This is a genomic window from Candidatus Regiella insecticola LSR1, from assembly GCF_000143625.1.
Lineage (GTDB): Bacteria > Pseudomonadota > Gammaproteobacteria > Enterobacterales > Enterobacteriaceae > Regiella > Regiella insecticola.
Genome location: NZ_GL379589.1, coordinates 239,271 through 259,246, shown reverse-complemented (window position 1 = coordinate 259,246; position 19,976 = coordinate 239,271). Strand labels below are relative to the sequence as shown.

Annotated in this window: 25 protein-coding genes; 16 read left to right on the top strand and 9 right to left on the bottom strand. The window is 42.4% G+C overall.

Going from position 1 to position 19,976, the window contains the following annotated elements; translation table 11 throughout:
* Positions 1 to 135: 135 nt before the first annotated feature.
* Entirely contained in the window at positions 136 to 1,074 is a 939-nt protein-coding gene (gene znuA / locus REG_RS01670) for a zinc ABC transporter substrate-binding protein ZnuA (protein WP_039907085.1), read from the bottom strand.
* A 77-nt stretch (positions 1,075 to 1,151) separates the two neighbouring features.
* On the opposite strand from znuA, the gene znuC reads away from it, so the two are divergent.
* The 4 genes from znuC to REG_RS01650 all read left to right on the top strand — a co-directional run bounded on the left by znuC (position 1,152) and on the right by REG_RS01650 (position 4,714).
* Entirely contained in the window at positions 1,152 to 1,868 is a 717-nt protein-coding gene (gene znuC, locus REG_RS01665; RefSeq protein WP_039906900.1) for a zinc ABC transporter ATP-binding protein ZnuC, read from the top strand.
* Positions 1,869 to 1,871: 3 nt separating this feature from the next.
* Positions 1,872 to 2,657, top strand: a complete 786-nt coding sequence (gene znuB, locus REG_RS01660; RefSeq protein WP_006704215.1) for a zinc ABC transporter permease subunit ZnuB — start codon at positions 1,872 to 1,874, stop codon at positions 2,655 to 2,657.
* An 11-nt stretch (positions 2,658 to 2,668) separates the two neighbouring features.
* Positions 2,669 to 3,883 (top strand): C80 family cysteine peptidase, encoded by a 1,215-nt coding sequence (locus REG_RS01655; RefSeq protein WP_260200106.1) that lies wholly within the window; start codon positions 2,669 to 2,671, stop codon positions 3,881 to 3,883.
* 279 nt (positions 3,884 to 4,162) lie between these two features.
* Positions 4,163 to 4,714, top strand: a complete 552-nt coding sequence (locus REG_RS01650; protein ID WP_006704213.1) for a hypothetical protein — start codon at positions 4,163 to 4,165, stop codon at positions 4,712 to 4,714.
* Positions 4,715 to 4,748: 34 nt separating this feature from the next.
* Here the strand turns inward: REG_RS01650 and REG_RS10625 are convergent, their stop codons facing one another.
* The 4 genes from REG_RS10625 to REG_RS01630 form a co-directional block, all read right to left on the bottom strand.
* Positions 4,749 to 4,994, bottom strand: a complete 246-nt coding sequence (locus tag REG_RS10625; protein WP_176603386.1) for a hypothetical protein — start codon at positions 4,992 to 4,994, stop codon at positions 4,749 to 4,751.
* A 203-nt stretch (positions 4,995 to 5,197) separates the two neighbouring features.
* Entirely contained in the window at positions 5,198 to 5,491 is a 294-nt protein-coding gene (locus REG_RS01640; protein WP_006704759.1) for a hypothetical protein, read from the bottom strand.
* A gap of 28 nt (positions 5,492 to 5,519) precedes the next feature.
* Positions 5,520 to 5,816, bottom strand: coding sequence for a hypothetical protein (locus REG_RS01635; protein ID WP_006704212.1), 297 nt, complete (start codon positions 5,814 to 5,816; stop codon positions 5,520 to 5,522).
* A complete protein-coding gene (locus REG_RS01630) occupies positions 5,813 to 6,493 on the bottom strand; it encodes a DedA family protein (protein ID WP_006704211.1) in 681 nt (226 codons plus the stop codon). Before REG_RS01630 ends, REG_RS01635 begins: the two co-directional genes overlap by 4 nt.
* Before the next feature lie 744 nt (positions 6,494 to 7,237).
* Between REG_RS01630 and murB the strand changes: the two genes are divergently transcribed.
* Together murB and birA are read left to right on the top strand one after the other, a co-directional pair.
* The gene (gene murB, locus REG_RS01625; RefSeq protein ID WP_006704210.1) at positions 7,238 to 8,275 is read left to right on the top strand and encodes a UDP-N-acetylmuramate dehydrogenase; all 1,038 of its coding nucleotides are present in this window, start codon (positions 7,238 to 7,240) and stop codon (positions 8,273 to 8,275) included.
* Entirely contained in the window at positions 8,272 to 9,240 is a 969-nt protein-coding gene (birA, locus tag REG_RS01620) for a bifunctional biotin--[acetyl-CoA-carboxylase] ligase/biotin operon repressor BirA (RefSeq protein WP_006704209.1), read from the top strand. The genes murB and birA overlap by 4 nt, the downstream gene beginning before the upstream one ends.
* A 29-nt stretch (positions 9,241 to 9,269) precedes the next feature.
* Here birA and coaA read toward each other — a convergent pair whose 3' ends face one another.
* Both coaA and REG_RS01610 read right to left on the bottom strand, forming a co-directional pair.
* Positions 9,270 to 10,223 carry a type I pantothenate kinase gene (gene coaA, locus REG_RS01615; protein ID WP_006704208.1) on the bottom strand — a complete coding sequence of 318 codons (954 nt, stop codon included), beginning with the start codon at positions 10,221 to 10,223 and terminating at the stop codon, positions 9,270 to 9,272.
* Positions 10,224 to 10,369: 146 nt separating this feature from the next.
* Positions 10,370 to 11,098, bottom strand: coding sequence for a hypothetical protein (locus REG_RS01610; protein WP_006704207.1), 729 nt, complete (start codon positions 11,096 to 11,098; stop codon positions 10,370 to 10,372).
* A 295-nt stretch (positions 11,099 to 11,393) separates the two neighbouring features.
* Between REG_RS01610 and gshA the strand changes: the two genes are divergently transcribed.
* Together gshA and REG_RS11740 are read left to right on the top strand one after the other, a co-directional pair.
* Positions 11,394 to 12,998: a glutamate--cysteine ligase gene (gshA, locus tag REG_RS01605; protein WP_006704206.1), complete on the top strand. Its 1,605-nt coding sequence runs from the start codon at positions 11,394 to 11,396 to the stop codon at positions 12,996 to 12,998.
* Positions 12,999 to 13,181: 183 nt separating this feature from the next.
* Positions 13,182 to 14,005 (top strand): IS5-like element ISRein1 family transposase gene (locus tag REG_RS11740; protein WP_260200023.1). Its coding sequence is split into 2 segments (ribosomal slippage): positions 13,182 to 13,569 and positions 13,569 to 14,005, totalling 825 coding nucleotides; the frame shifts between segments, so codons are not numbered across the junction.
* A 75-nt stretch (positions 14,006 to 14,080) separates the two neighbouring features.
* Here the strand turns inward: REG_RS11740 and slyD are convergent.
* Positions 14,081 to 14,596, bottom strand: coding sequence for a peptidylprolyl isomerase (gene slyD / locus REG_RS01590; protein WP_039906895.1), 516 nt, complete (start codon positions 14,594 to 14,596; stop codon positions 14,081 to 14,083).
* Between the two features lie 176 nt (positions 14,597 to 14,772).
* Complete coding sequence (zapG, locus tag REG_RS01585) at positions 14,773 to 15,132, bottom strand: Z-ring associated protein ZapG (RefSeq protein WP_006704204.1); 360 nt, start codon at positions 15,130 to 15,132, stop codon at positions 14,773 to 14,775.
* A 223-nt stretch (positions 15,133 to 15,355) separates the two neighbouring features.
* On the opposite strand from zapG, the gene zapE reads away from it, so the two are divergent.
* The 8 genes from zapE to REG_RS01555 all read left to right on the top strand — a co-directional run bounded on the left by zapE (position 15,356) and on the right by REG_RS01555 (position 19,744).
* Positions 15,356 to 16,498, top strand: a complete 1,143-nt coding sequence (gene zapE, locus REG_RS01580; RefSeq protein ID WP_039907080.1) for a cell division protein ZapE — start codon at positions 15,356 to 15,358, stop codon at positions 16,496 to 16,498.
* 74 nt (positions 16,499 to 16,572) lie between these two features.
* The gene (locus REG_RS13965) at positions 16,573 to 16,707 is read left to right on the top strand and encodes a hypothetical protein (protein ID WP_260200104.1); all 135 of its coding nucleotides are present in this window, start codon (positions 16,573 to 16,575) and stop codon (positions 16,705 to 16,707) included.
* A gap of 74 nt (positions 16,708 to 16,781) precedes the next feature.
* Positions 16,782 to 16,925, top strand: a complete 144-nt coding sequence (locus REG_RS12975; protein WP_176603364.1) for a hypothetical protein — start codon at positions 16,782 to 16,784, stop codon at positions 16,923 to 16,925.
* Positions 16,926 to 17,016: 91 nt separating this feature from the next.
* Positions 17,017 to 17,445 (top strand): 50S ribosomal protein L13, encoded by a 429-nt coding sequence (gene rplM, locus REG_RS01575; protein WP_006707349.1) that lies wholly within the window; start codon positions 17,017 to 17,019, stop codon positions 17,443 to 17,445.
* Positions 17,446 to 17,462: 17 nt separating this feature from the next.
* Complete coding sequence (gene rpsI / locus REG_RS01570) at positions 17,463 to 17,855, top strand: 30S ribosomal protein S9 (RefSeq protein WP_039907078.1); 393 nt, start codon at positions 17,463 to 17,465, stop codon at positions 17,853 to 17,855.
* Between the two features lie 182 nt (positions 17,856 to 18,037).
* The gene (locus REG_RS01565; protein ID WP_006704198.1) at positions 18,038 to 18,313 is read left to right on the top strand and encodes a hypothetical protein; all 276 of its coding nucleotides are present in this window, start codon (positions 18,038 to 18,040) and stop codon (positions 18,311 to 18,313) included.
* A 262-nt stretch (positions 18,314 to 18,575) separates the two neighbouring features.
* On the top strand, positions 18,576 to 19,235 hold the full coding sequence (locus REG_RS01560; RefSeq protein WP_039906893.1) for a glutathione binding-like protein: 660 nt from the start codon (positions 18,576 to 18,578) through the stop codon (positions 19,233 to 19,235).
* A 5-nt stretch (positions 19,236 to 19,240) separates the two neighbouring features.
* Positions 19,241 to 19,744 carry a ClpXP protease specificity-enhancing factor gene (locus REG_RS01555; RefSeq protein WP_006704196.1) on the top strand — a complete coding sequence of 168 codons (504 nt, stop codon included), beginning with the start codon at positions 19,241 to 19,243 and terminating at the stop codon, positions 19,742 to 19,744.
* The last annotated feature ends 232 nt before the right edge of the window (positions 19,745 to 19,976 follow it).

Below are 19,976 nucleotides of genomic sequence, written 5' to 3'. Positions count from 1 at the left end.
AGCCTGGCTGCGGGTGCTTGCCTCATCGGTCGGTCGCCCTGGCAGCCGAAGGCAATTTCAAAGACGAAGGGGATACACTCCTGGGATTCGATTGATTGCCACCTTGCCGTAACTCAAAATTCATTGGGTAGCGATCTATTTCAGGCAGCTTAGATATTGATCGGACAACTGAGATAAAAACTCTACATAGCTGTCCTTGTGCAACTCGATGCTTCCCCCCAGTGGATCTAACATACCTATATGTACATCTGTACCCTCGGCAATAGCATTGATCACGGCTGGCCTGAATTGTGGCTCAGCAAAAATACAGGTTGCTTTTTTATCAAGCAACTGGGTTTTTATTTGATCTAAACGTTGTACCCCAGGCTGTATTGCGGGATTGAAGGTAAAATGACCCAATGGCGTTAAGCCAAACCGTTCTTCAAAGTAGCCGTAAGCATCATGAAAAACAAAATATCCTTTGTTTTGTATAGGCTTAAGCATCTTAGCAATTTTTTCCTCGCGTTGCGCTAGTTGATCTTTAAATTGACGCAGATTTTCATCTAGTTTGTCTCTATTTTGCGGCATAAGTTCCAACAATTTATCATGAATCGCGATTGCGGCTAGTTTGGCTATTGAAGGTGATAACCAAAGATGCATATTATAATCGCCATGATGATGGTGATGATCATCTTTTTCTGTTGTTACCTGTTCAGAAACCGGATGATCATGTTCAGTGTCTCTGATTAATAACGCTTCAACTTTAGGTAATTGTGCAATGGCGATCTGTTTATTAGTAGCAAACCGGGTTAATGGTTTACTAAGAAAAATCTCCATGTCAGGTCCAATCCAAATAACTAAATCCGCATCGCGTAGCAGTGTTAGATCCGATGGACGTAAAGCATAGTCATGGGGCGAAGCACCATTAGGCAATAAGACTTTTGTTGGTGTGACACCTTCTGTGATAGCGGCAGCAATAAATCCCAATGGGCGTATTGAAGTAACTACAGTGGCAAAAGCAAGATTAAAGGTGTTAAAGGTGAGGCATACAACAGTGAGAGCCGCGTACTGCCGCCATCTCTTTTTCTTGAACATAAAGTAAATTTTCTCGTCGTGTGAATCAATCAAATGTAATATTATAACATTAAATTGATTTTGCAAATGTGATCATTATGTCCACGCTAATAATGCTTAATAGCATCTCGGTTACCTTAGGTGAAAGACGAGTACTCAATGATATTTCTCTTTGCTTACAGCCGAGGCAGTTACTGACTTTACTGGGTCCCAATGGGGCGGGTAAATCAACGCTAGTTCGGGTAGTTCTGGGGCTTCTCGCACCCACGAGCGGTACATTGATACGAAAACCGGCTCTACGTATCGGCTATGTGCCACAAAAACTCTATTTAGAGGCGAGCTTACCTTTGACAGTAAACCGTTTCATGGGCTTACAGGCAAAAAGCCAATCAGCAGATATTTTGTCAGCACTTAACCGGGTTCAAGCCCTTCATTTGTTAGAAAGCCCGATGCAGAAATTGTCTGGTGGTGAAAGTCAGCGTGTATTGCTGGCTAGAGCATTACTGAATAAACCCCAACTATTGGTATTGGATGAGCCGACACAAGGGGTAGATATTAATGGGCAACTGGCACTTTATGATTTAATTGAGCAATTACGCATGGAATTAGGTTGCGCTCTGTTGATGGTTTCACATGATTTACATTTAGTTATGGCTAAAACGGATGAAGTACTTTGCCTCAATCAGCATATTTGCTGTTCAGGTACGCCTGAAGCGGTTTCTATGCATCCTGAATTTATCGCGATGTTCGGTAAAAGTGGCGCTGAACAACTGGCGATTTATCGTCATAACCATCGTTATGAAGTGGAGCGATGATCGATGATTGAACTGCTTCTTCCCGGTTGGTTAGCTGGCATGTTATTAGCTACGCTAGCAGGTCCATTAGGCTCTTTTATCGTATGGCGTAGAATGTCTTATTTTGGTGATACGCTGGCGCATGCTTCTTTACTCGGTGTGGCTTGTGGCTTGCTACTACATATTGATCCATTTTATACGGTGATAGCCATTACGTTAATGTTGGCATTAATATTAGTGTTGATGGAGCGAAAACCACAGCTTGCTGTTGATACTTTACTTGGCATTTTAGCGCACAGTGCTTTGTCTCTTGGTTTAGTGGTCGTCAGCCTAATGCATAATGTGCGGGTTGATTTAATGGCTTATTTATTTGGTGATTTACTGTCGGTTAGATTAAGTGATATTTGGCTTATTGCCAGTGGAGCCGCTTTGGTATTACTGATACTTTGTTGGCAATGGCGACCATTTTTGTTGATGACCATCAGCCCTGAACTGGCTCACGTGGACGGTGTTAATTTGCAACGATCCAGGATGCTACTCATGCTGATTACTGCCATTACCATCGGTTTGTCGATGAAATTTGTCGGAGCGCTAATTATTACTTCGCTGTTGATCATTCCTGCTGCTGCTGCTCGTCGATTTGCCCGCACTCCGGAGCAAATGGCAGGGATAGCGGTGGTTATTGGCATGCTAGCGGTAAGTGGAGGACTCATTTTGTCAGCTTGTTATGATACACCCGCTGGCCCGTCTGTCGTTCTTTGTGCCGCTGTTATGTTTATACTCAGTTTGTCACGAAAAGCGAGGAGTTAATTTTTAGCGAAATGACCAGGGAAGACACTAAACAGACTATTCGTTACGCGACAAACCTGCTAGATGATAGGGTTACCAGCCCACCTATATCTCAATCAAATAAATTAGCGGTCAGTGGTGCCAACTACAGCGCCAATACTCGCTTTGACAGTCAACTTATTCTTCAGCTTGAGGATGACCTTGCAGTCGTGATTGCTGCAGAAAAATTAACCAGTAAGCACCCTGATCGTTCCGTCCAGTTTAAATTCGATTCAGAAGGTCGCCTTCATTTAGTTTATGGCAATGTACTGAGCGGCCAGCTACGCTGGCAGGTAGTCGGCCATGGCAGCGGGGGTGAAAATGAGATCAACCACCAAACACTGGGTGGATATAGCCCTACCAAGCTGGCAGAAAAAATTAAACAATTGAGTACGATCCTTTACTCAACCTATCAAGTTAACAGCACCCCTCATTACGTCAGCCTAGTAGGCTGTTCACTGACCGACTATGACCTGCAAACCGGTGGTTATGCCTACCAGTTTGGCATAGCGCTGGATAAACAAGGGATCAGAGCGGATATTGCCGCCCGCCGTACGCAGATGGCGGTCAATGAACTGGGTCATAAAATCACCTTGAGCGATGACGGTTTCTTGTACCATAAAATCAGTGAAGACAAGTTAGTGTTGACCTGGAATATACAAGGTCAATTAGTCTCGGCCAGCGATCTAACGATGCGCTTGGTACGTGCTATCACCTTGGTTGATCAGTTGTCATCAGGTGAAGTGAAATATTCTGCATTGGATGTGCAACAACGGCGTGACCTGGCAGATTCTTTTCATCGGGCTGAGGGCATTCTGGACGTAGAAAAATTAATTCTGACCGCTTTTGAGCACAGGTATTATCAGGCGTGGCGTAATGACATGCATCAGTTGTTGCAATTGCAGGATTCCTACGCTCAATTACGTGGGATGACGGGGCAAACAGCACGGCAATACAGTAATTATTGGAGCGCCTGCCAATCAAATAGTATTGTGAGCTGGCGGCGTGCGGGCATGGAAAATAGAACCCAGGGGGTAGAAATTGATATCCGTATTGCGCCACAAGGGCTGTTTATCGGCGATAGCAGCACTTACGCTTTTGTTACCGCCACCGGGATGGGCACAGGGCGGTATTCCACTTTGTATTTTTTGTCATCAATAAGATCAATATTTAAGCATTTCGCAGACGAAATTTTCTCATATGTTTAATTAATATACACAAATTGTGTGTTTTGTAATCTAAAATTGATTAATTAATGAGTTAGATCCCGCCCTGGGGATGGGCATGGCTTGGCTGAATGCGCGTGCAGCGGGAGAAAGCCAAACACAGAATTTTCTTAATGCCATAGTGACGCACGCTATGATTAACGAACAAAAAACAGAGGGCGCGCGCTACCCGATGCGGACGTCAAGCAACTTCATGAGTTCGGTCAGCAATTTGGTAAATTAAAATCAATTAATATCCTTAATCAGGCCATTTTTACCCCTGTGCAGCAGATAGAAATTAGCAATGAGGGGGAGTATCTATTAAAAGCCGGCAATCATGTATTGATGCTGTCCAGCCGTTATCAAGGTAGGCAACACCGCTATGCTTTGTACGACTCTTATGTGGGTGAAATTAGCGTGACAGGCTCGGATGCTACGAAAAACGGAGATACCTTGAATGCAACACTGCAAACCTATCTGGCAGAGCCTTATCACCCACAGAGTAGCCAAACCCGGGGCGAATACTACGGAATGCTATTTCAAGAGGGGCAATACGGTTTCGAAGCCACCTATCAGGTGAATATTGCTGAGGCAAGAAAATACTACCCTACTTTGGAGGTATTTCAGGCGTCATTAAAAGATTTTAAGAGTGAGCGGCAGCGGCTAGCAGAAGCATCGAATATTACCTTAAATGGGGCAACGCTACCCGCTCGTACCCTGAGCCGGATGGGGGCAACGCTGGCAGGTAAACCGGTTTCGGCCAAGCAGCTTGCTGACGCAACCTTAATTTCCACACTACAGTTTAATCCTGAGCAACTCTGTCGTTACCGGTAATTGTCAATGTAGTTGTCGCCCAGGATGTAAAATCCTAGGCTGCTTTTTTGGCGTCTGGTTTCACCTTTTTTTCTCTGGATTTTTGTGGATTTAAATGGACTTCTTTCACATACGGCCACTGACGGATTTGACCTGCCCAGCGTGTAGGGTTTGCAGCGCGTGCCTTTTCATACACTGTGTTACGCTGAGCTAATAGGGCTTTATCAAGGCCTGCATGTCTTTGTGCAGGTGTGACAAATTCAATGGCACTGTGGCGATGCTCTTGATTATACCAGTGCACCACGTGTTCGACCCATGCGCGGGCGTCTTGAAAGTGGATTCGGAGGCGAAATAGAGCCCTTCATCAGCCAACATCGGCACAATTTGACTCGGGGGTAAATGAGCAAATTTGGCCGAAGAGGTTATTTCCAGTAGCTTAGCCCGCTCACAGGGTGAGAGTTTGTGGGGCGGCGGCGCTGTTCGGCGCGTTCGGCCTGCGTTGCTTCAGTAATCCACATCATAATAGACTGGCGCTGTTCGGGAATAATCATTTTTCCTCTTACTGCGTTGTGTTCGCTTCGGGTCACAAAAATCCGCGCGCCATTGCTTCAGGTGATGAACAAAAATACCCTGCCCCCTGCACCAAGAGGCGAGTTCACTTTCTGCTAAACAACTTCTTAGCTTCCTCGGCGGCACGTTAAGTTCATCCGCAATGGCTTTCATTGTACGCCCATTCCGATGATAAACCTTACACAGCGCCTGCTCTTTAAACTCTTCCGAATACGTCGGTTTTTCCATGATTATATCGCCTCTTTATTAGTTCCCATTAACGAAAATTAGAGGCGACAACTAGACTGACACTGGGGGGGGATTCAAAACTTATCACTAGAGCGTCATTTTCGTATGTAATGCTTTTAATACGGATTTTTTGCTCATCGAGGTATTGGTACACTGCAAAGCCATCAGGTATTTTGAATCCTGGCTTATTAGCGATAATTTGTAACGTATTTTTTGTTGGTAACATGATGAAGATAAAAAATACCACGAGAGCGGCTAAAGCAGGTGCCGTTAACCACCAATGCTGCCTAGTAGCCAGACGAAAACCTATTTTACGGTGGATCACGATTGGTTATCTTCTTTGACCGGATTGACATATTTTTTTCGCCACAAAAAATATATGGAGCCGAATAGCCCAATGACCAATAGTGCTAATGGTAGCAATATTAAGACAAACATGAGTTCATCTTCGTATCGGATAAAAACAGGCGTTCTGCCTAGAAAAAATCCTAGGGAAGTGAGAATCAGTACCCAAAGCAAGCCGCTCATCCAATTAAAAAATTGAAAGCGGGCGTTATTCAGGCCAGTAATTCCAGCAATAGTAGGTAATAGGGTACGAATAAAAGCTAAAAATCGACCGACTAACAGCGCGGACAAGCCATGACGGTGAAATAGTTGATGAGAACGTTGATGATAATGCGCCGGAAGATAAGCCAGCCATTTTTGCACAATTTTAGTATTACCTAACCATCGTCCCTGAAGATAGCTTAACCAACAGCCTAGGCTAGCTGCCGTTGTTAATACAATGAGTGTGATGGAAAAATTCATTGCTTCTTTTGAAATCAACACGCCAACAAGCAGCAGTAAGCTATCGCCGGGCAAAAAGGCGGCGGGAAGTAAACCATTTTCCAAAAAAATTATTACAAATAATAAAATATATATCGCCCAAACTAAAGATGGATTGGCCAGCGTTTCATAATCTTGCTGCCATAGAGCGTCAATAATTTTTAACATAATATCCATCTGGCGCTGTTCCCAAAATGTAATTAGACTTCCGTTGCCACTATTTGCAGTTTAGCTGCTGGATAGCAAGCTAGTACTCACACATTGTTATACCCTTCGCCTTTGAAGCTGCCTTCGGCTGCCAGGGCGACCGACCGATGAGCGTAGACATACTAGATTCGGCGAATACCCGCAGCCAAAAACGCGGCGGCTCAAAGGCGAAGGGTATAATGTGCCTCGGTATTTTTTAAGGTGTAGAACTGCAAGGCGGCTCGTTTTAACAAAGTCATGGGATATGAAACAGGGAAATTTGGCATGCTCCCCGCCCTAAATGGCGAGGATTCCTACCGCGTTCAGACCGAAGACTGACTCGCCTCAGTGGGTTCCTGCTTCATCGAGCGGCCTAACTGCACCGACTCTCTCTACAGGCTTAAAATCCCGCAAGCCCTGCGGTACTGATTGCCGTCATAGCTATGCCAAAGCTTTCGCTGTTAGCCATGGCATTTTAACACAGGTTAGTTGGAAAACCATTCCTTATATCCCCACAGCCTAAAGGCCGAGATTTTACGACACATTGGATAAATTTCTACACAATCTTTATTGATCTCTTAACAAGAACCGCCGTAGACTCTTACTCAATACGAATAGAAACGAAAAAATGGTTTCAAATCAGCGCTAAAAAATACCTCTTTACTCATTCCGAACAAAAAGGAGTCTAATGCTGTCGATTAGGAAGCTGCAAACTCTAAAATAGGCATTTAAGCTATGTTAAATCAAGGGACATCTCTAAAAAATCTCAATACGTTTGCTTTATCTATGTATGCCACTAAAGTCCTCTACGCTGATTCAATTTCAACACTCACCAATGCGTGGCACGAGGCTAAAAAGGCACATCAACCTGTTTTGCTGCTTGGCGCAGGCAGTAATGTATTATTTGTCGAAGATTTTTCTGGGACTGTGTTGTTGAATCGGATTAAAGGCATCAGTCATACCGATGACAGTACGACTTGGTATTTACATGTCGGCGCCGGTGAAAATTGGCATCAATTGGTGTGTTATTCATTACAGAATAATATGGCAGGATTAGAAAATTTAGCACTGATCCCTGGCTGTGTTGGTGCAGCTCCTATTCAAAATATCGGTGCTTACGGAGTTGAATTAGAAAACGTATGTGAATATGTCGATGTTTTGGATCTCAATACCGGTATTAACCAACGTATTACGGCAAAAGATTGTCGGTTTGGTTATCGTGATAGCATTTTTAAACATCGTTACAGAGAAGGTTTTGCTGTTGTTGCCGTGGGGATTAAATTGGCTAAAGTATGGCGCCCAATACTAAACTATGGTGAATTAAATCGTTTGGATCCCCTCACCGTCACTGCCAAAGAAATTTTTAATCTAGTTTGTACTTTACGTCGTAATAACTTGCCCGATCCAACAGTGAATGGTAATGCTGGGAGTTTTTTTAAAAACCCGCTAGTAAGTAAAAAAAGGGCAATACAGCTCCTAAAACACTATCCCAATATGCCTTATTACCAGCAATCAGATAATAGTGTGAAATTGGCAGCAGGTTGGTTGATCGATCAATGTTCTTTAAAAGGCCACCGTATAGGCGGAGCCGCGGTCCATCAACAACAAGCTTTAGTATTGATTAATATTGATTGCGCAGTGGCTCAGGATATACTTGCTTTAGCTAATTACGTGCGCAAACAAGTAGCATCAAAATTTGCCGTTTGGTTGGAGCCGGAAGTGCGTTACATTGCTGCAAATGGAGAAATTAATCCCAAGGAGTATTTTTCGTGAAAAAGAGTAAAGTCCCTCTACGGTTAATTAATATATTAGCTGACGGTATGTTTCATTCTGGTGAGCAATTAGGCGAAATCATGGGGATCAGCCGTACTGCAATTAATAAGCACATTCGCACAATAAAAAGTTGGGGGCTGGATGTATTTAGTCTATCTGGCAGAGGTTATTGTTTAACTTGCCCTCTCCAGCTGCTCGATGAGAAAAAAATACGCAGTTATATGCCGTCTGATTCAGGAAACATAGAGGTTCTGTCCGTAATAGATTCAACGAATCAATATTTATTAGAGCGTATGAACGAGCTCCAATCGGGTGATGCTTGTGTTGCTGAGCATCAATACTCTGGCCGTGGTAGACGTGGTCGCCAATGGGTATCCCCCTTTGGTAGCAATATTTATTTCTCTATGTTTTGGCGATTGGAGCAAGGACCTGAATCTGTTACGGGGCTAAGCTTGGTCATAGGTACCGCTATTGCGGAGGTACTCAAGCAAATGGGTGTGGAAGATATCCGAGTAAAATGGCCGAATGATCTTTATCTACATGGTAAAAAATTGGCTGGGATCCTAGTGGAATTAACCGGAAAGATGGGTGATGCGGTGCAATTAGTGATGGGAGTAGGTATTAATATTTTGATGCCAATAACCGCACAAAAAGAATCAATCAACCAGGATTGGACGACATTACAAGAAGCAGGGATTACTATTGATCGTAATAAATTAACGGCAGAAGTATTTGCCGCATTAAAGCGTGACATGACGCAATTTGAAAAAGAAGGATTAACCGCTTTTATTGATCGCTGGCGTCAGTTAGATAATTATTGTGGTTGTCCAGTAAAATTGATTGTCGGGAAAAAAGAAATCAGGGGTATCGCCCGCGGGATTGATTCGCAAGGGGCATTATTATTAGAGCAAAACGGGACTGTCAAAGCTTACAGCGGCGGTGAAATATCACTACGGGGTGGGTAAGGATCTGACACACCTAATCCAATCATTAGCTACTTCCTCAGCCGAACAGACTGCACAGCATGATTAGCACTTTTGGTCATAATGAGGCTAGCACGTTCACGTGTTGGCAAGATATTTTGCTTCAAATTCAAACCATTTATCTCATTCCATAATTGGCTGGCTGTGATACATGCTTCTGTTTCTGGCAGTTGAGCATAATGGCTAAAATAAGAATCAGGATTAGAAAATGCCCCCGCTCTAAATTTAAGGAATCGATCGATGTACCATTCTTGCAATAAATTTTCAGCGGCATCAACATAGATTGAAAAATCAACAAAATCAGAAACAAATACATGACGTGGATCATGCAAATAATCCATGCTACTTTGTAATACATTTAATCCTTCTAAGATAAGAATATCCGGCTGTTCTATGATTTTTTTTTCATTAGGTACAATATCGTATTTCAGGTGTGAATAAACCGGAGCACAAACTTGGCTAGCGCCTGATTTTATTTCCGCAATAAAATTCACTAAACTGCGCATGTCGTAGGATTCTGGGAATCCTTTTTTTTTCATCAAACCTCGTTCTTCAAGTACCCTATTAGGATAAAGAAAACTGTCGGTAGTGATGAGCTCAACCTGCCGATGCTCTGGCCAGCGACTCAATAACGCTTGTAACAACCGTGCGGTAGTGCTTTTACCCACCGCCACACTTCCCGCTATACCAATAACATAAGGGATGTTTTGTCTATTGTTGTTACCTAAAAATTGCTTAAGTATCGTTTGACGACGCAAATCAGAGCTAATATAGAAATTCAGCAAACGTGATAAGGGCAGATAAATCTGCGCCACTTCTTCTACTGATAAGCTTTCATTAATCCCTTTTAGCTTAACAATTTCCTCTTCTGTTAGCGTCATTGGCACACAATCGCGCAGCGCAGCCCATTGCAGACGATTAAAGGCTAAGTAGGGTGTTGACAATGGCCGATGTTTTTTTTTCATAAACCCGATTTGCTTGTTGCGTTAGACCGAAATTGAGCCTGCCGCCAACGCCAAATAAAAACTAGGCGGCATATTACAGGATGCTGTGTTTTTGTTGTAGATTTTTTGATGGATGAGAGCAAGGAGCAATGATGCAGGGTGTAGGTTTATAATTCGTCTTTTTTTTCTGATAAAGGTTTACTTAAATATTCTTCTAGGTTAGAAAAGAGAGCAGTATTCTTCACCTTATCTATCCCATGATTAAATGCATCCGTGGCGAACGTAAAGAATGCCCCTTTAATCAAGCATGCTATATGGAATCGGGCTCCCAGTTGAGCAAGCCAATTTGGAATCACAGCCATCACAGCGTGGTAACCGAGTTCACCTGCTAACAGACTCTGAACCATCTTTGTGGTTAGATAATGTTCAGCCAGACGTCTACTTGTTTCTCTAAATTCTTCGTACAATGAAGGTTTACTTAAATATTCTTCTAGGCTAGAAAAAAGAGTAGCATTCTTCACCTTATCTATCCCATGACCAAATGCATCCGTGGCGAACGTAAATAATGCTCCTTTAATCAAGCATGCTATATGGAATCGGGCTCCCAGTTGAGCAATACTATCTGGAATCACAGCCATCACAGAGTGGTAACCGAGTTCACCTGCTAATAGACTCTGAACCATCTTTGTGGTTAGATAATATTCAGCCAGACGTCTACTTGTTTCTTTACATTCTTCGTACAGAGTAGAAACGAATTCACAACACACCGATACATTTGAAGTTCCAACCAACTGATCGCAGAAAGAAAAAGAATTTCCTGACTTACTATCTGTAACCGGAGGACTAACCTCCGCAATAAAGGATGAATTTAGTGCAATACTCGACGAACCTGGCATATTCAGCTATTCCTTATAAATTTTTATACATTATTGGTCATCGATTCATTGTTACTACAAAATTCAGCTGTGGCATTAATCAACTCTAATTTAAAGCATTTCTACAAATCGAAAGCATAGAACCATCATCTAATAACGTCGTTGAGTATTAAATACTAAAATCACGTTAAGCTATTTCAGAAAATCATCATAATTTATGTAATTTTACCTTGTTTTCTATAAAGAACATGCCGTTGATATCAACATAAGTTCCCCTCCCCTGCTAGTTTAGTAGTCACAGTCGCACAGTTTCGGTATGCTGACGCATTATTGTTTTTCAGAGCGGGAGGTCAATTTGATCCCGGATGTATCACAAATGCTTTCCTGGTTGGAAGCCAATCCAAACGTATTACAAGGGATCCGCCGCGGTATTGAGCGGGAAACATTAAGGATCACCGCTGATGGCGGTTTAGCCATGACCGATCATCCAAAATCACTCGGGGCAGCACTGACACATCAATGGATCACCACCGACTTTGCCGAAGCGATGTTGGAGTTTATCACTCCGGTGAATACAAGTATCGATCATCTCCTCGATTTTTTACGTGATCTTCACCGTTACAGCACACGGCAACTGGGAGAGGAAACACTATGGCCTCTTAGCATGCCCAGTGATCTTCAAACACAACACAACATTGAACCGGCTAAATATGGCGCTTCCAATCTTGGGCGCTTTAAAAACATATACCGTGCAGGATTAAAAAACCGTTACGGCGCATTAATGCAAATCATTTCTGGCGTTCACTATAACTTTTCGTTACCCACCGCATTTTGGCAACACCGAACCGATTATATCGATGAAAAAAACAGCAATGCAGAGATTTCCGCCGGATATTTTCGTTTGATCCGTAATTACCATCGTTTTGGTTGGCTGATCCCCTATTTATTTGGCGCATCTCCAGCAATCTGCTCTTCATTCCTCAACGATAAAAAAACTTCATTGGTTTTTGAACGTAAAAATGGCAGCTGTTATTTACCCTATGCCACCTCTTTACGTTTAAGCGATTTAGGCTATAGCAATAAATCACAACATAATTTAGCCATTTCTTTTAACGATCTAACCAGCTATGTTGACAGTATAAAATGGGCTGTCTGCCTGCCTTCAAAAGAATTTTCCGCCCTCGGTTTAAAAAAAGGAGAGGATTATTTACAGCTCAATACTAATCTATTGCAAACAGAAAATGAGTTATATGCGCCCATCCGACCTAAAAGGGTGAGCAAAGCCGGTGAAGCCCCCTCTGATGCTTTATTGCGTGGCGGGGTTGAATACATTGAAGTACGTTCGCTAGATATTAATCCTTTTTCGCCCATAGGAATTGACGCAACACAGGTTCGTTTTCTAGATTTATTTTTAATTTGGTGCGCATTAGCCGATGCCCCGACAATGAACAATAATCAGTTGGTGTATACAGGTAAAAATTGGCAGCGCGTGATCCTAGCAGGACGTAAACCAGGACAAACCCTTTTTGTCGGATGGGACAGTGATACTAAAGAAGCACCACTGAGTGAAATCGGTAAAGCGCTATTTAATGATCTGCGCCGAATAGCAAGCCTATTCGATCACAAGCAACGACAAGAATACCAACAAGTTTGTGATGAATTGGTTAGCTATTTCGATGATCCAACATTGACTTTTTCTGCTCGTGTGCTGCAAGAAATACAACAAAAAGGAATAAATGAATTCGCTTTATCGTTAGCAGAGCGTCATCGGCATACATTAAAAAATGAATCTTTTCGAGTGATGAGTGAAAAACAGCTATCTGATGAAAGGGAAGCCTCATGGCAAAGACAATATGAACTAGAGCGTACTGATACACTTTCATTTGCTCAGTATCTTTCGCTGCATGGAGGAGGCCGTTAAAATAAAAAAAAGGCCACTATTATGTGGCCAAAAAAACATCTGTATAACCTAAGGATGATAACAAATGCGCGTCTTGCATATATTAAGATATGCCGGCGGGCAAGAAGTTCCCTAGATTAGACCTCTTCGGAAACTAGCATTCATGAGGAATTTTGGTAAAACACTCCTGAACAAGGAGCCGCCATGAAATATGAAGTAATAAAAGTACTGGAAGAGGAAAAATTTCGTCGCTTAACGGGTGTTAAACGCAGTACATTTGAAAAGATGATAAAGATATTGAATGAAGCAGATAAGAGTAAGCAAGGGAAAGGAGGTCGGAAACCCAAGCGGGGTTTAGAAGAGCGCTTATTAATGGCACTGGAGTATATACGAGAATATCGCACTTATTTTCATGTCAGCCAAAGCTATGGCGTGAGTGAGAGCACATGCTATGAAACGATTAAATGGATAGAGAATACGCTAATAAAGCATCCTGATTTTGCCCTACCTGGACGCAAAGCTGTATTAAAAAGGGATAGGGAGTATGAGCTGGTTCTTATTGATGCCACAGAAACGCCGATTGAACGTCCCCAAAAAAACAAAAGCCGTTTTACTCAGGAAAAAAGAAACGACACACCTTAAAAACACAAGTGCTCGTTGATAAAAAAAGTAAAGCAGTCATCTGTACAAGCTTTACGAATGGGAGGCGCCATGATTTTAGGTTGTTTAAGGAGTCTGGTGTGCGAATACATCCTGACATCAAAACAGTTACCGATACAGGTTACCAAGGGCTTGGCAAGATTCATTCAAACTCGGCGTTGCCTAAGAAAAAGACAAAGAAAAATCCCTTAACAAAAGAAGATAAACGCAACAATCGTGCGTTATCAAGCCAGCGTGTATTAAACGAACATGTCATTGGTATGATTAAAAGATTTAAAATTGTATCAGACCGTTATCGAAACAGGCGAAAACGTTTTGGATTAAGATTTAATCTGATTGCTGCAATTTATAATATGGAAATTAGATAAATGATAGTTTCCGAAGAGGTCTATTGAAAAAAATAGACACATTTTGTGATTAATTTTCTTTTGTTTCATGTTAACTCAGTGCACGCAGCAATTATCAGTCTGTTGATGGTGGTGGTGGTGATCACAATGAACATCACTGTGCTGTAACTCCTGCTCGGTTGCTTGGCGAATGGCGACAACCTCAATGTTAAAGTGTAAATTTTGCCCCGATAATAGGTGATTGCCATCGATCACCACATGTTGATCTTCTACTGCTGTTATTGTTACTGGCATCTGGCCTTGATCGGTGTCCACTAAAAAACACATGCCCACTTCTAATGTCGGATCATCATCGACAAAGAGCGCTTTTTCGACACGTTGAATCAGATTTTCATCACGACAACAGCCATAAGCATCATCGGCGTCAAGATGCAGCTCAAAACGCTCCCCTACCTCACGGCTCTCTAATGCCTTTTCCAGTGCAGGAATAAATGTATCATGCCCATGTAAATACTGCAGTGGCGAGTCCAGATCGTATTCCTCCAACAAGCGATTTTCTTCTGTACGAACTTGGTAAACCAAGCTAACTACCCTATGCTTTGCTACTTTCATCAATACTTTTCCTTAGAGCCTGTTCGAAATCTCTTGTGTTCGTTTCTATAAAAAAATCAACTGCGCTTTTTCACCCGTTTTTCATCAATTAAGCGCAGCTCAAGAAGATTTAGAACAGGCGTTTACAATAGAAAGTCGGGGGGATTATAAATACGTGTGTTTATAAATAAATGTTGTTAAAAATAGTCGAGGGGCGCCACTTTTACCTGAGGCTTATCGCCATCAGATTCATTATTACGATTATGAGAATGCAATGAATTGTCTTGCAAGGGTAAATCTGGTAACAAATTATTCGAATTTTTCGCAATATGCTGATACAGCTGACGATAATCACGCGCCATGTTATCAAGCAATTCAGCATTACGCACAAAATGGCCAACCAATTCTTGACGATATTCTTCAAAATCTATGCTTTTTCTATCCAATTCATTTTTTAATTTTTGTTGCTGACGTAAGTCACGGTTACCAAAACGCATGGCTAGCGCACCAATTAGCATACCAACAATTAATCCAATCAACCCATATTCCCAAGCCATAGTGACTCCTTATGTTAAAACGGTATAACATCAATGGACTTCTTGCATAACCTACTACGTGGGTTACATTCAGTGTTACGCGGTGCTCGTAATCCTCATGTACTTATTATGTACGTGCACCTTGACTGCCTCCCACTCGCGACAGTTTTGCAAAGAGTCTAATTAAACAACGACTACTATAACTCCTAATCTTACTTAAGAGGAATCCTGATCTTTGAGAAAAATACAACCGAACACCTTCACATCACTTTATCAACGTGCTTTGAACGAAAACGGCTTTCAAGCGGATGATGCACAACGCACTGCTGTCTCTCGTCTGGAGGAGGTTTATCAAGAAATGAGTCAACCTCGAAGTTTACCACAAGAGAGTATTACTCTATGTCAGTATTGGCGCCAATTTTTGGGTAAAAAAAAACCGATGCTACCGACCAACCCGGTCAAAGGACTATATATGTGGGGCGGTGTCGGGCGTGGAAAAACCTGGCTGCTGGACTTATTTTTTCAGGCCTTACCGAGTGAACGTAAGCTACGGCTCCATTTTCACCATTTTATGTTAAGAGTGCATCAAGAGCTTGCCGAACTTCAAGGAAATGAAAATCCATTAGAGATCGTCGCCGATAGATTTAAAATACAAACTGATGTGCTTTGCTTTGATGAATTCTTTGTTTCAGATATTACTGACGCTATGCTGCTCGCAACCACATTGGAAGCGCTCTTTACACGAGGGATCACCTTGGTTGCCACATCCAATATCCCCCCCGATGACCTCTATCATAATGGCTTGCAAAGAGCACGTTTTCTCCCTGCGATCAGCTTAATAAAACAGTATTGTGATGTAATAAAAATCGATGCGGGTATTGATTATCGACTGAGTACACTAACGCAAACAGGCTTATATCTGACACCGCTCAATCAGCAAACAGAAAACACCATAACCCAGATGTTTGTCAAATTAGCAGGCACAGAAGGGGAAATCGCACCGGTGTTAAAAATCAATTGCCGAGCTCTAGTCACGATTCGAGTAGCCAAAGAAATACTGGCCGTTGATTTTCACGTCTTATGTGAACAAGCCCGCAGTCATTTAGATTACATCGTACTTGCTAAACAATATAATACCGTACTGTTACACAATGTTCGCTCAATGGGCATTGATTATTCATCCGGTGCCGATGAAAGCACCGCACGGCGTTTTTTAGCACTGATTGATGAATTTTATGAACGTAAAGTCAAATTGATTATCAGCGCGCAAGTACCCATGGCCGAGCTTTACCAAGGAGAACAGCTTAAATTTGAATATCAACGCTGTTTATCACGTTTGCAAGAAATGCAAAGTAAAACCTATTTACAATTACTTCATTTACCTTAAATAATCGCTATGCCAGCAAAATTTATCCATTTTTTGCCTCTGTTTAATTTATGTTCTCAATATACCCTTCGCCTTTGAAGTTGCAGCTAGGCGGCCAGGGCGTGAGACCGATGAGCGTAGATAGACTAAGTGATTCGGCGAACACCCGCAGCCAACAACACGGCGGCTTCAAAGGCGAAGGGTATATTAAAAAACAGTTCGATCTTTAAGGTAGACTTCTCTATAATCACCGCATCCCAGGTTACAGCAAATTTTTCCCAAAAATAATATATACCCACAGCCCTTGAAGTTGCCGCTAGGCGGCCAGGGGGTGAGACCGATGAGCGTAGACATACTACGTGATTCGGCGAACACCCGCAGCCAACAACGCGGCGGCTTCAAAGGCGAAGGGTATATTAAATGCTGGCAGGGCTATTCGAAGGGATAGATTTGCTAGATTGAGTGATCCTGTGAATCTTAAATTTTTTGTAAATTTGAGCCTTCACTAACATGTAACTTTTGAATTGGGTAAGCGCTTAATGAAAACTTTTACAGCCACACCAGAATCTATAAAACGTGACTGGTACGTTGTTGATGCAAGCGGTAAAACGTTAGGGCGTCTCGCAACTGAACTGGCTCACCGCCTCCGCGGCAAGCATAAGGCGGAGTATACTCCGCATATTGATACCGGTGATTATATTATCGTATTGAATGCAGAAAAAATTGCCGTAACAGGTAAGAAGCGGACAGACAAAATTTATTACCGTTACACTGGCTACATCGGTGGACTGAAACAAACCACCTTTGAAGAAATGATTGCGCGCCACCCTGAGCGTGTGATTGAAAACGCGGTTAAAGGTATGCTGCCGAAGGGTCCCTTGGGGCGTGCAATGTACCGTAAACTTAAAGTTTACGCCGGCAATGAGCATAACCATGTGGCACAGCAACCGCAAGTTCTTGACATTTAATCGGGATTATTATGGCAATGGCTGAAAATCAATACTACGGCACCGGGCGCCGCAAAAGCTCTGCCGCACGCGTCTTTATCAAGCCTGGCTGCGGTAAAATATTAATTAATCAACGCAGTCTGGAAGAATACTTCGGGCGCGAAACGGCTCGTATGGTCGTGCTGCAACCGTTAAAACTACTAGATATGACCGAGAGATTTGACTTATACATTACAGTCAAAGGGGGTGGTATCTCGGGTCAGGCCGGTGCTATCCGTCACGGTATGACCCGTGCACTTATGCAATATGACGAGTCACTACGTCCTAACTTACGTAAAGCAGGCTTTGTAACACGTGATTCACGCAAAGTTGAACGCAAGAAAGTAGGTTTACGTAAAGCACGTCGTCGGCCGCAATTCTCCAAGCGTTAATTTTTACCGTATAAGAGCCTATTCGAAATCTTTTTTAGCGATAAAAAATGAGACAAGAAAACACAGTCTAAACGACATCATTAAATATTTCTTAACTGTTTATGACACAGTCTTAGCGAGCACAAGAGATTTCGAACAGGCTCTTAGTGAATACAAAAGATCCCGAATAGGCTCTTAGATAAATGGCAAAACCTGGTTGTATACCCTTCGTCTTTGAAGTTGCCGCTAGGCGCGGCCAGGGCGACCGACCGATGAGCGTAGACATACTAGGTGATTCGATGAGCACCCGCAGCCAACAACGCGGCGGCTTCAAAGACGAAGGGTATATATCAGGTTTTTTCTTGTTTTTAATCAAATTTTTAGCGCCTGTTCCAAATTTTCTTGAACAACACTCAATTGATGAAGTATTAGCAAACATAAGAGATTCCGAACAGGCACTTACAAAACACACTATGTAACTACTCTTACCGCCCGACAAGGCTAGTAAAATCTGATAAACTGCCTTCTCGTTTCTGTCTATTCGTTGCACCTTCCGCAAAAGGTTTATTAAATTATTTAATCAATTGATTTTTTTCTGTTAAATTTTATATAACAGCATGGTGATCACAAAATGATAATCAACAATCTTTTCGCAACACTGTGTAACGGTAAGAAATTTTTAAGATCGCGGCTTAAGTAATTAAATATTTTTATCTTTTTTAAATTAATTTGGAGGTTTTCATGGCTATCGCTGCCAGCAAACGTTCGGTGATGACGTTATTTTCTTGTTCTACCGATATGCTTAGCCACCAAGTACGTATCGTACTGGCAGAGAAAGGGGTTTCTGTCGAAATTGAGTCTATTAATCCAGAAAATCCGCCACAAGAACTGAAGGAACTCGGTACCCCTTGCTCAGTACCGACCTTAATTGATCGAGATCTAACACTCTATTTACCGCATGTCATTACTGAGTATTTGGATGAACGTTTTCCACATCCACCGTTAATGCCTGTCTATCCGGTAGCTCGTGCTCAAAGCCGCTTGATGATGCATCACATAGAAAATAACTGGTATTCTTTATTAAAGAAAATTAAAGAAGGCAATGAGCAAGAAGCTGATACCACACGCAAAAATTTACGAGCACAATTATTAGAGGGTACTTCTTTAATTAAACCAAACGGATATTTTATGGGTGACGATTTTAGCTTAGTTGATTGTCAATTGGCTCCTTTGTTATGGCGTTTAGCGGAACTGAAGATTGTACTAAACGGTGAAGATGCTAAACAAATAAGAGGCTATATGGGTCGTGTTTTCCAGCGTGACGGCTTTCTAGCCTCATTGAGTGAAGCGGAGCGTGACATGTATCCTACAGAAAATAAAATTCATACTGTCGTAGGTTAAATACTATGGAAACGCCAGAAATCTCTCCACGTCGACCTTATTTATTACGTGCATTTTATGATGAGTTGATTAATAGCCAATTAACACCTTATCTGCTAGTTGATAGCACAGATCCCAATGTAACGCTTCCTTCAGAACAAGGTTGTGATGGACGTATTGTTTTGAATCTAAGCCCCTACGCAGTAGAAAATTTACAACTCGGCAATCACGAGGTAAGTTTTAATGCCAGCTTTAACTATATTCCGTATCATGTCATCGTGCCGATGAAGGCGGTACTTGCTATCTATGCCAAAGAAAATGGAGAAGGCATGGTCTTTGAAAAAGAAGCCGCCTATGATGTAGAAAGCAAAACAATTTCTGATAATGAAGATCCAGTAACGACATCTAGCAACTTGACACTGGTTGCTAATAAAGATGAAGGGCAACAGGATGATAAAAGCCCACCAGATGATGATAACCCGCGACCACCACCACGGGGCAATCGCCCTACTTTAAGAATAGTAAAATAATCGCCAGAAAGAGGCTTTTCACCGCAAGTTTGAGTGCTGACTTGGTGACTGCTCCCCGCCCTATTGTGCGAGGCTTCCCACTTCACAGGCCGCCGCTTGTGCATGACAAGTCTTACGCTGGCCTCCATGGGCAAAAACGACGAGACCACCCGCCGCCCGTAATTCAAATATACCTTGCTGTCTGATATTCAGCGCGGCGTTAATTCCGGGCTTTTCGCCTTATATCCCCGCG